The organism is Oscillibacter acetigenes, from assembly GCF_025567605.1.
Classification (GTDB): Bacteria; Bacillota; Clostridia; order Oscillospirales; family Oscillospiraceae; genus Oscillibacter; species Oscillibacter welbionis.
In genome coordinates this window covers 90,597-102,382 of the sequence record NZ_JAOQKG010000006.1, presented here as the reverse complement: position 1 = coordinate 102,382, position 11,786 = coordinate 90,597, and the positions used below count along the sequence as shown (strand labels likewise).

Below are 11,786 nucleotides of genomic sequence, written 5' to 3'. Positions count from 1 at the left end.
CGGCCGGGAGGCGGCGGCAAGTCACCAGCAGCACGCCGGGCATCCCCTCCAGCGGGGAACACCGCAGATGGTAAGGCGCTCCTTCCGGGGCCGGGAGGACCAGCTCCACAGAGGGAACTGCCTCCAGCTGGGACAAGACAGCCTCCAGGGAGAGGGCTTTCCGCAGGGCGGTCCGCTGGTGGGAGGGCGGCAGCTGCTGGAAATACCAGGCGGCCAGGGACCGGCAGGTGGCGTTCTCCGGCAGACGGCCTGCGGACGGTCCATAGGCACGGCAGGCACCGGAGCGGGCGTCCGCTGTCAGGACCAGCTCGTAATCCTGCCTGGTCAGGGTATCCAACAGAGTGCTTTGCAGCCTGCGGAAGCTCCGGTCCCACAGCTGGAAAAAGACTTCCAGATGCAGCGTGTCCGGGTTTTCCGCCATCTCTGCTTCTATCCGGACCCAGGACGGGCCGCCCTTTCCGGTAGAGATCCAGTGGTCCATGGAGAATTGGAACACGCCTTCTGCAAAGGCATCCGACAGAGCATCCGGAGAGAAGAGAGCCTGGAACCGCGCCCGCTCCTCTGCCTCCGGCAGGGCAGAGGCCATCTGCTGGAGGCAGGCGCCTGCGGTACGGTCGAACAGCGTGCGCAGCAGGTGCCGGGACGCGGCCTTGGCGTCCAATGTCTGTCCGGCGGTCAGATCCAGCCGGGCGGAGGCCAGACAGGCCCTGGCCTGCCGGCGGTGCCGGGCGGCCAACTGCCGGAAGTGTTCCGCAGCCGCCCGGCGGCCAGTCACATCTTCCGCTTTGCCCAGCAGACGGTACACATTTCCGGCTTCATCGAATAGGCTCATCCACGACACCTGATAGCGTCGCCAGCCGGTGTCCTCATAATCCGCCCGATAGGTGCAGGAGACCGTCCCGGGATGCGTGATGGCCCGACGGACCGCGCCTGCCAGCCGCCGCCGGTCCTCCGGGTGGAGGTAGGACGCGGTGAGCAGGCTCTTCAGATAGCCGGAGACGGTGCGGGAGGTCCTGCGGCCGCTGGTGCTGTGCCGCTGGATCTGGGCCAGGTCCCGGGCGGGGTCATAGTCCAGTGTCAGGAGGGAGGTGTGCTCTAACAGCAGGTCGTACATCCGGGAGCGGATCTGATGCTCGGCCTGGGCCGCGGCCTCTTGGGAGATATCGGCACAGGCGATGTATGCCAGCCAGGAGCCGTCCGGCTGTTCCACCCAGGACATGTGGAGAGAGAGGCAGAGTTCCCGCCCGCCGCCCAGGCAGACCCGACAGGCCCGGCGCAGGGGCAGGCCGCACTCCCGGGACCGAACAGCTGCGGCCAGCAGTTCCTCCCGCTCGCCCGTCGGCAGGCCGCTGCCCGGGTCTTCCGCCAGACGGCGGGCCAGAGCTGCGGGCGAGAGGCCCAGCAGCCGGGAGAGAACCTGATTGGCCCGCAGCAGCTCCACGCCACCGTCAGGTCGGCGGCGCAGCAGGCAGAGACCTACCGGCATCCGGTCCAGCAGCGTCTCCGCATCCCGCAGAGCCGTCTCCCGCCGGGAAAGGGCCGCCTGCAGGTCCTGCCCCTCCCGCCGGAGGCGGTCGATATCCAGAAAGACGCCGCGGAAGACCGTGGCCCCCTGGCGGGTCGACAGGATTTCCGCCCGGAGATTCACCCAGACTGCCCCACCGTCCCGCCGCAGCAGGCGGAAGTCGTGATCCACGCCCCGTTTCTCCCGCGCCGCGTCCAGCAGTTTCTGGAGCAGCGCCGGCCAGTCCGCCGGAGCCACCAGAGCGGAAAAGGCCCTGCCGCCCCGGTCCAGCAGCGCCCGCCGGGACCACTGGGTCAGCTGGCACAGCTGCCGGCTGCAGGCAAGGCACCGCAGTCCCTCCCGGTTCAGCTCCAGATCCGCGCCGGGCAGGAGCTCCGGCAACGCGCCGCTCTGGGCTCCGGCCCCCGACCGGGGATCCAGCAGGCAGGCCACCGTGCCGTACATCACCTGATAGCAGGTAACGGTGAGGGTTTGGCCCCCGGCGGTCACATAGGGGAAGGAGGCGGAGGAGCCGGAAAAAGCTACGGCCTGCATGGGCGCCAGCTGCTCCAGCGCCCGCTCTGGCCCGAGCTGGGACAGGCGGCGGCCCTGCACCTCCTCCGGGGAGAGCCCCAGAAGCGCCGCCGCGGCAGGATTCAAAAAGCGGCACACCAGATCCACCATCTCCCCGCTGCCGTTGGTCAGTATCTCCGCCAGGGCGAAGGGGATGGGGCTGTCCCGGAAGGGCTGGGTAAACTTGTCCAGATGCTTTGCCACAGGATGCGCCTCCTCCCTGATTTTGCTGCCTTTATTATAAATGGCGGGCCACCGCATGACAACGGCGCCAGAAGAAATTTCTTTGTCCGGCAGTCCAAAATACCTTGCGGCCCGACTGCGGCGCGTTTTCGGGTGGAGCGGAAGTCTGCCTCCCGCTTCCGAAAGAACGCCCGGCAGACCCGCACATTGTCCAGCGCCGTCCAGAGGCGGGGCCGGGGCGGCGTCGATGCCGCCGTTGATGCAGCGGATGTCCGGCAGGTGGCCGAAGACATCGTCGCTGGTGATGATCCGGCCCTCTTGGGGAATGGGGAGGTGGGTGCTGCGGCAGATGGCAGCAGCGGAATACATGAAAGGGCTCTTTGGCGGTATAGCAGATCCGCTGGTTCCGGGGATCGGAGAAGAATGCCTCTTCGTCCTCCCGGGCGGGCATCCGGAATGCATGCAAACAGATCATAGGCGCACTCCTTTGCCGGAGCAGTTCTTCCGCCTGTGCAGATGAGCCGCTTTTCCTGCATCATAGCCCATTGGTTACTGCTTTGCAAGAGAGGCAGTGCGGCGGGAAATAGATCGACCTTTGCGAAAATGCACAAAAAGTAATACCTTCATCCCTGGAAAAGTCTACCGTGCCGCACTGCACGGGGGGATTGACTGCTTCAGAAAAAAAACGCATAATAACATCTAATAGGGATTTTCCGGTCGATGCGCCGGAGAGGGAGGACGACATGAAGAAGGGATATCTGGTATTACAGGATGGCCAGGTGTTTGAGGGCTTCCGGTTCGGGGGGCCGGCGGACGCCGTGGGCGAGCTGGTGTTCACCACCGGCATGTGCGGCTATCTGGAGACACTGACGGATCCCAGCTATGCTGGACAGATCGTGATGCAGACCTATCCTCTGATCGGCAATTATGGGATCATTCCGGAGGATTTTGAAGGCGCGTGTTGCGTCCGGGGCTACGTGGTGCGGGAGTGGTGCGAGGAGCCGTCCAATTTCCGCTGCCAGGGAGACCTGGACGCTTTTTTGCGGGACCGGGGCGTGCCGGGGCTCTGGGGTGTGGACACCCGGGAGCTGACCCGGATCATCCGGGAGCACGGCGTCATGAACGCCGCGATCTGTGATGAGGTTCCGGCGGATCTGACGGCGGTGAAGACCTATGCCGTCACCGGCGTGGTGGAGGCGGTGACCTGTAGAGCAGCATCCGCCCACCCGGCGGAGGGAGAGGAGCGGTTCCGGGTCAGCCTGCTGGACTACGGCGCCAAGCGCAACATCGTCCGGGAGCTGCAAAAGCGCGGCTGCACCGTCACTGTCCTGCCTGCGCAGACCAGTGCAGAGGAGGTGCTGGCGGCCAAGCCTGACGGCGTCATGCTCTCCAACGGCCCCGGGGATCCGGCAGAGAACGTCTATCAGATTGAGCAGATCAAAAAGCTCCTGGGCAAGGTGCCCCTGTTCGGTATCTGCCTGGGCCACCAGCTGACGGCCCTGGCGGTGGGGGGCGGCACCTACAAGCTGAAATACGGCCACCGGGGGGTCAATCAGCCCGTCCGGGACCTGGACGGCGTCCGCACCTACATCACCAGCCAGAATCATGGCTACGCCGTGGACGGTACCAGCCTGCCGGTGGGGAAGGTCCGCTTCATCAACGCCAACGACGGCACCTGCGAGGGCATCGACTATCCGGACCTGCGGGCATTCACGGTCCAGTTCCATCCAGAGGCCTGCACCGGGCCCAAGGACACATCGTTCCTGTTCGACCAATTTGTAGCTCTGATGAAAGGGGGTGACCGGTAATGCCGCTGGATAAGAGCATTCAGAAAGTGCTGGTCATCGGCTCCGGCCCCATCGTCATCGGCCAGGCGGCGGAGTTCGACTACGCCGGCGCCCAGGCCTGCCGGGTGCTGAAGGATGCCGGCATCAACGTGGTCCTCTGCAACTCCAACCCCGCCACCATTATGACGGATCAGGCCATGGCGGATGAGATCTACCTGGAGCCCCTGACCGTGGAGACCGTCAAGCGCATCATCAAGAAGGAACGCCCCGATTCCATCCTGGCGGGCCTGGGCGGCCAGACCGGCCTGACCCTGGCCATGCAGCTGGACAAGGAGGGCTTTCTCCAGGCCCAGGGCGTCCGCCTTCTGGGGACCGACGCAGCGGCCATCTCCCGGGCGGAGGACCGGGAGCTCTTCAAGGAGGCCATGGCGGAGATCGGCCAGCCGGTGATTGCCTCCGACATCGCGGAGACCGTGGACCAGGCCCTGGCGGTGGCGGAGAAGATCGGCTACCCCGTCATCGTGCGGCCCGCCTTTACCCTGGGCGGCGCGGGCGGCGGCGCGGCCAAGGATCCCGACGAGCTGAAGATCATCGCGGGCACCGGCCTGGACGCCTCGCCCATCACGCAGATTTTGGTGGAGAAGGCCATCTTCGGCTGGAAGGAGATCGAGTTCGAGACCATGCGGGACAGCGTGGGCAACGTGATCGCCGTCTGCTCCATGGAGAACCTGGACCCGGTGGGTGTCCATACCGGCGACTCCATCGTGGTGGCCCCCACCCAGACCCTGGCGGACAAGGAGTTCCAGATGCTCCGCAAGGCGTCTCTGGACATCATCACCCACCTGGGGATCGTGGGTGGCTGCAACGTGCAGCTGGCATTGAACCCGGAGAGCTTTGAGTACGCGGTCATCGAAGTGAATCCCCGGGTCAGCCGGTCCTCGGCCCTGGCCTCCAAGGCCACCGGCTACCCCATCGCCAAGATCACCACCAAGATCGCTCTGGGCTACACCCTGGACGAGATTAAAAACGACATCACGGGCAAGACCTGTGCCTGCTTCGAGCCCACCCTGGACTATATCGTGGTGAAGATGCCCAAGTGGCCCTTCGACAAGTTCGCCGATGCCAGCCGGGCCCTGGGCACGCAGATGAAGGCCACAGGCGAGGTGATGGCCATCGCCCCCAGCTTCGAGATGGCCTTGCTCAAGGCTGTCCGGGGCGCGGAGATCGGCATGGACACCCTGAACCGGAAACCGGACCACGGGGACGACGCCCCCATCCGGGAGCGGCTCCGCCGAGTGGACGATCACAGGCTCTTCACGGTGTTCGAGGCGCTGAAATCCGGCGTCACCGTAGAGGAGATCCACGACATCACCAGAATCGACCCCTGGTTCCTCTGCAAGCTGCGGAAGCTGGCGGCGTTCGAGGCTTCCATTGCAGACGGCCTGTCGGAGGCGCAGTACCGGGAGGGCAAGCGGCTGGGCTATCCCGATGAGGCTCTCCGCAGGCTTTCCGGCGGCGGAGAACTGCCGGAGCACCGGGATGCGGTGTACAAGATGGTGGACACCTGCGGCGCGGAGTTTGACGCGGAGACGCCCTATTTCTACTCCACCTATGACCGGTTCTGCGAGTCCCGGGCCTTCCCCCGCAGCGGCAAGCCGGTCATCATGGTGCTGGGCTCCGGCCCCATCCGCATCGGCCAGGGCATCGAGTTTGATTACTCCTCTGTCCACTGTGTCTGGACGCTGAAGGAGCTGGGCTACGACGTGGTGATTGTCAATAACAACCCGGAGACTGTCTCCACGGACTACGACACTGCCGACCGCCTGTATTTTGAGCCGCTGTACCCGGAGGATGTCATGCACATCATCGCCGTGGAGAAGCCGGTGGGTGTGGTGGTGGCCTTCGGCGGTCAGACGGCCATCAAGCTGACGAAATTCCTGGACAGCCGCGGCATCCCCATCCTGGGCACCAGCGCCGAGTCCATCGACATGGCGGAGGATCGGGAGCGGTTCGACGCGCTGCTGGAGCGGTTTTCCATCAAGCGGGCCGCCGGCCGGGGCGTGCTGGGTATGAATGAGGCGCTGGAGGCAGCGAATGAATTGGGGTATCCTGTTTTGCTGCGGCCCAGCTACGTCATCGGCGGCCAAAACATGGTCATCGCCCACAACGATGAGGAAGTCCGCCGCTACATGGAGATCATCCTCTCCGGCAAGATTGAGAACCCGGTGCTGGTGGACCAGTACCTGATGGGCAAGGAGCTGGAGGTGGACGTCATCTCTGACGGCACCGATGTGCTGATCCCCGGCGTCATGCAGCACATCGAACGTACCGGCGTCCACTCCGGCGACTCCATCGCCGTGTACCCGCCCTTTTCCATCGGGGACAAGATGCTCCAGACCATCGTGGACTGCTCCGAAAAGCTGGCCCTGTCCCTCAAGACCCGGGGACTTATCAACATCCAGTACCTGATCTATCAGGGAGAGCTGTACGTCATTGAGGTGAACCCCCGGGCCAGCCGGACGGTACCCTATATCTCCAAGGTCACCGGCGTACCCATGGTGGACCTGGCCACCCGGGTCATGGTGGGCCAACCCCTGAAGGCCTTGGGCTATGGCACGGGCCTGTACAAACGTCCGCCCTACGTGGCGGTGAAGGTGCCGGTGTTCTCCTTCGAGAAGATTACCGACGCCAACGCCGCCCTGTCCCCGGAGATGAAATCTACCGGCGAGGTGCTGGGCCTGGGCGCCAATATGCAGGAGGCGCTGTTCAAAGGCCTGGTCTCCGCCGGGTACAAGGTGGAGAAGAGCGGACACGCGGGGGTATTGATCTCCGTGAACCGCCGGGACCAGCCGGAGATTGTCAACATCGCCCGGAAGCTGGATGAAATGGGCTTCCGCCTCTACGCCACCGACGGCACCGCACGGGAGATCTCCCGCCTGGGCACGGACGTGGAGGTGGTGGGCAAGCTGGGCCGGGACAACCGGGTCTTCCAGCTGCTGGAGTCCGGCAGGATCGACTACGTGATCCTCACCGGCTCTACGGAGCCGGAGTATATCCGGGACTTCATCCACCTGAACCACCGGTGCGTCCAGCTGGGCATTCCCTGCCTGACCTCGCTGGATACGGCCGGTGCCCTGACGGACATCCTGGCCAGCCGCTACAACCAGGAGAACACGGAGCTCGTCGATATCTGCCATCTGCGGACGGAGCGGCAGAAGCTGCCCTTCGCCAAAATGCAGACCTGCGGCAACGACTACATCTTCCTGGAGAATTTCAGCGGGGAGATCACCTGCCCGGAGTCCCTGTGCGTCACCCTCTGCGACCGGCACTACGGCATCGGTGCCGACGGCATCATCCTCATGGAGGGATCCCGGAAGGCGGATGCCAAGATGCGGATGTTCAACGCCGACGGGTCTGAGGGCTCCATGGCCGGCAACGCCCTGCGGTGTATGGCGAAGTACCTCTATGACAACGGTATCGTCCGCAAGGAGGAAATGACCCTGGAGACGGACAAGGGCACCAAGACCGTCCGGGTCTACACCACCGACGGCAGGGTGACCTCCGCTTGCGTGGACATGGGCTACGCGACCCTGGACACCACGGCCCTCCGGCTGAATATCCCGAAGCGGCAGGTGGTGAACTATCCGGTGGAGATTGCCGGGCAGCCCTGGGAGATCACCTGCGTGGACATGGGCAATCCCCACTGCGTGGTGTTCTGTTCCCGGGTGGACGGCGTGGATGTGGCCCGGATCGGGCCGCAGTTTGAACATGCGCCTTATTTTCCGGACCGGATCAACACGGAGTTTATCCGGGTGGTAAATCCCAGCACCATCAAGATGCGGGTCTGGGAGCGGGGCAGCGGTGAGACGCTGGCCTGCGGCACCGGCGCCTGTGCCGCGGTGGTGGCGGCGGTGGCCAACGGCCTCTGTGAAAAGGGACGGGACATCACGGTCCGGGTCCAGGGCGGCGACCTGGTGGTGCATTACACCGACGAAGCCGTCACCCTCACCGGCGATGCCAAGCTGGTCTACACCGGCGTAGTGGAGTACTGAGCGCAGCACAGCCCCGGCATCCGTTTAGATGCCGGGGCTGTAAAATTTCTGTAAGGACCAGGAAAGCCGCCCGGTTTGGATTGACACGATGCAGCGGCCCCGGTAGAATGGAGAAAACCGGCCCCGGGCCGAGAAGAGAAAGGAGCACACCATGGAATATCAGATCGAGGGAGCACCGCTGCCGGTGGTGATCTGCCAGCTGGAGGCCGGCGAGACCATGCTCACCGAGCGGGGGAGCATGAGCTGGATGACCCCCAACATGAAGATGGAGACCAGCACCAACGGCGGTCTGGGGAAGGCGTTTGGGCGGATGCTCTCCGGCGACTCCATTTTCCAGAACCGCTACACCGCCCAGGGCGGCCAAGGACTGATCGCCTTTGCCTCCAGCTTCCCGGGCAGCATCCGGGCCTTTGACATCGGTCCGGGCCGGGAGCTGGTGGTGCAGAAGAGCGGCTTCCTGGCCAGCGAGGCGGGCGTCCAGCTGTCCGTCTTTTTCCAGAAGAAGCTGGGTTCCGGCTTCTTCGGCGGCGAGGGCTTCATCATGCAGAAGCTCTCCGGCCGGGGGATTGCCTTCACCGAGTTCGACGGGCATATCGTGGAGTACGATCTGGACCCCGGTGAGTCCCTGGTGGTGGATACCGGATATCTGGCGGCTATGGATGCCACCTGCTCCATGGATATCCAGGCGGTCCCGGGGCTCAAGAACATGGTGTTCGGCGGTGAGGGAATCTTCAACACCATTATCACCGGACCGGGCCATGTCTATCTCCAGACCATGCCGATCTCTCAGGTGGCAGGGGTTCTGCGGCCCTTCATGCCCACAGCGAAGTGACTTATGCATCGATACAAAGAAACCGGACCGCCCTCTTTGGGCGGTCCGGTTTTTTATGAGAGAGAAGATTACTTCTCGTCCTTGATGGCAGCCTGTGCCGCAGCCAGCCGGGCGATGGGCACCCGGAAGGGAGAGCAGGACACATAATCCAGGCCCGTCCGGTGGAAGAACTCCACACTGGAGGGGTCGCCGCCGTGCTCGCCGCACACGCCCAGATGCAGCTCGGGGTTGGTGGCGCGGCCCATCTTGCAGGCCATATCCACCAGCTTGCCCACGCCGGTCTGGTCCAGCTTGGCGAAGGGATCGTTCTCGTAGATCTTCTTGTCGTAATAGGCGTCCAGGAACTTGCCCGCGTCATCACGGCTGAAGCCGAAGGTCATCTGAGTCAGGTCGTTGGTGCCGAAGGAGAAGAAGTCCGCCTGCTTGGCGATCTCATCGGCGGTCAGCGCGGCCCGGGGGATCTCGATCATGGTGCCCACCAGGTACTTCATGTTGGAGCCGGCCTCCTTGATGATGGCATCGGCGGTCTCCACCACGACCTTCTTCACGTATGCCAGCTCCTTGACCTCGCCCACCAGGGGGATCATGATCTCAGGCACCATGGTCCACTCGGGATGCTTGGCCTGGACGTTCAGCGCAGCCTTGATGACGGCGCGGGTCTGCATGGCGGCGATCTCCGGATAGGTGACCGCCAGACGGCAGCCCCGGTGACCCATCATGGGGTTGAACTCGTGCAGGCCGGCGATGATGGCCTTGATCTCCGCAACGCTCTTGCCCATGTCCTTGGCCAGCAGCTCGATGTCGGCCTCCTCAGTGGGCACGAACTCGTGCAGCGGGGGATCCAGGAAACGGATGGTGACAGGCAGGCCCTCCATAGCCTCATAGATGCCCTCGAAGTCGGACTGCTGCATAGGCTCCAGAACAGCCAGAGCGGCCTCACGCTGCTCCACGGTGTCGGAGCAGATCATTCGGCGGATGGCGGGAATGCGGTCTGCGTCAAAGAACATGTGCTCGGTCCGGCACAGGCCGATGCCCTCAGCGCCGAACTTCCGGGCCTGGGCGGCGTCGTGGGGGGTGTCCGCATTGGTGCGGACCTTCAGGCGGCGGTACTGGTCGGCCCAGCCCATGACCCGGCCGAACTCGCCGCCGATAGAGGCGTCCACCGTGGGGATGGCGCCGTCGTAGATCTTGCCGGTGGAACCGTCGATGGACAGCCAGTCGCCTTCGTGGAAGGTCTTGCCGGAGAGCTCAAACTGCTTATTCTCCTCGTCCATCTTGATGGCGCCGCAGCCGGAGACGCAGCACTTGCCCATGCCGCGGGCCACCACGGCCGCGTGGGAGGTCATGCCGCCCCGCACAGTCAGGATGCCCTGAGCAGCTTTCATGCCCTCGATATCCTCAGGAGAGGTCTCCAGCCGGACCAGGACCACCTTCTCGCCGCGCTCGGCCCAGGCCTTGGCGTCCTCAGCGGAGAAGACGACCTTGCCGCAGGCGGCGCCGGGAGAGGCGGCCAGGGCGCTGCCGATCACGGGGGTCTTCTTCAGCACCTCGCCGTCAAACTGGGGATGCAGCAGGGTGTCCAGGGTGCGGGGATCGATCATGGCCACGGCCTGCTTTTCGTCGATCATCCCCTCGTCCACCAGGTCGCAGGCGATCTTGAGCGCAGCGGCAGGGGTGCGCTTGCCGTTGCGGGTCTGCAGCATGTAGAGCTTGCCGTTCTCCACGGTGAACTCCATATCCTGCATATCGTGATAGTGATCCTCTAGAATCTTGCAGACCTTCTCAAACTGGGCGAAGGCCTCGGGGAACTTTTCGCTCATTTCGCTGATGGGCATGGGAGTCCGGATGCCGGCCACCACGTCCTCGCCCTGGGCATTGGTCAGGAACTCACCGAACAGCTTCTTCTCGCCGGTGGCGGGGTTGCGGGTGAAGGCCACGCCGGTGCCGCAGTCGTCGCCCATGTTGCCGAAGGCCATGGACTGGACGTTGACGGCGGTGCCCCAGGAGTAGGGGATGTCGTTGTCCCGGCGGTACACGTTGGCGCGGGGGTTGTCCCAGGAGCGGAACACGGCCTTGATGGCGCCCATCAGCTGCTCCTTGGGGTCGGTGGGGAAGTCTGCGCCGATCTTGGACTTGTACTCGGCCTTGAACTGGCCGGCCAGCTCCTTCAGGTCGTCGGCAGTCAGCTCCACGTCCTGGGTGACGCCGCGGGCCTCCTTCATCTGGTCGATGAGCTGCTCAAAGTACTTCTTGCCCACTTCCATCACCACGTCGGAGTACATCTGGATGAAGCGGCGGTAGCAGTCCCAGGCCCAGCGGGGGTTGCCGGACTTCTTGGCCAGCACGTCCACCACGTCCTCGTTCAGACCCAGATTCAGGATGGTGTCCATCATGCCGGGCATGGAGGCCCGGGCGCCGGAACGCACGGAGACCAGCAGGGGGTTCTCCAGATCGCCGAACTTCTTGCCGGTGATGCCCTCCAGCTTGGTGATATACTCCATGATCTCCGCCTGGATCCCGTCGTTGATCTTCTGGCCGTCCTCATAGTACTGGGTGCAGGCCTCGGTGGTGATGGTGAAGCCCTGGGGCACCGGCAGGCCAATGTTGGTCATTTCGGCCAGATTGGCACCCTTGCCGCCAAGCAGCTCCCGCATGTTGGCGTTGCCCTCGCTGAACAAATAGACATATTTTTTGCTCATGTAGTCCAAACCTCTCTTTCCTGCCGCAGTCGAAAGTCGGGTGGACTCCAATCTGCGGTTAAACGATTAGCCCATTTTGATAACGATAACATTATATTGGGAATTTTTTCGGAAAACAATACATAAAAATGCTAAGAAATTTGGGGATAGCTGGAG

5 protein-coding genes are annotated in these 11,786 nt (G+C 63.8%); 3 read left to right on the top strand and 2 right to left on the bottom strand.

What is annotated here, in order from left to right; genetic code table 11:
• On the bottom strand, window positions 1-2,629 hold a 2,629-nt coding region (locus OCV80_RS12815; RefSeq protein WP_267288448.1), incomplete at its 3' end, for a PAS domain-containing protein.
• Window positions 2,630-3,003: 374 nt separating this feature from the next.
• Between OCV80_RS12815 and OCV80_RS12810 the strand changes: the two genes are divergently transcribed.
• The 3 genes from OCV80_RS12810 to OCV80_RS12800 all read left to right on the top strand — a co-directional run bounded on the left by OCV80_RS12810 (window position 3,004) and on the right by OCV80_RS12800 (window position 8,931).
• The gene (locus tag OCV80_RS12810) at window positions 3,004-4,068 is read left to right on the top strand and encodes a carbamoyl phosphate synthase small subunit (protein WP_021751202.1); all 1,065 of its coding nucleotides are present in this window, start codon (window positions 3,004-3,006) and stop codon (window positions 4,066-4,068) included.
• Entirely contained in the window at window positions 4,068-8,099 is a 4,032-nt protein-coding gene (carB, locus tag OCV80_RS12805; protein ID WP_119311833.1) for a carbamoyl-phosphate synthase large subunit, read from the top strand. Before OCV80_RS12810 ends, carB begins: the two co-directional genes overlap by 1 nt.
• 151 nt (window positions 8,100-8,250) lie before the next feature.
• Window positions 8,251-8,931: a TIGR00266 family protein gene (locus OCV80_RS12800; protein WP_025544920.1), complete on the top strand. Its 681-nt coding sequence runs from the start codon at window positions 8,251-8,253 to the stop codon at window positions 8,929-8,931.
• A gap of 68 nt (window positions 8,932-8,999) precedes the next feature.
• Here OCV80_RS12800 and ppdK read toward each other — a convergent pair whose 3' ends face one another.
• Complete coding sequence (ppdK, locus tag OCV80_RS12795) at window positions 9,000-11,630, bottom strand: pyruvate, phosphate dikinase (protein WP_021751206.1); 2,631 nt, start codon at window positions 11,628-11,630, stop codon at window positions 9,000-9,002.
• Window positions 11,631-11,786 lie beyond the last annotated feature (156 nt).

What these genes read in the sequence shown, in the direction of transcription:
- OCV80_RS12810 (WP_021751202.1), top strand. Translation starts at nt 3,004, where the DNA reads ATGAAGAAGGGATATCTGGTATTACAGGATGGCCAGGTGTTTGAGGGC.
- carB (WP_119311833.1), top strand. Translation starts at nt 4,068, where the DNA reads ATGCCGCTGGATAAGAGCATTCAGAAAGTGCTGGTCATCGGCTCCGGC.
- OCV80_RS12800 (WP_025544920.1), top strand. Translation starts at nt 8,251, where the DNA reads ATGGAATATCAGATCGAGGGAGCACCGCTGCCGGTGGTGATCTGCCAG.
- ppdK (WP_021751206.1), bottom strand. Translation starts at nt 11,630, where the DNA reads ATGAGCAAAAAATATGTCTATTTGTTCAGCGAGGGCAACGCCAACATG.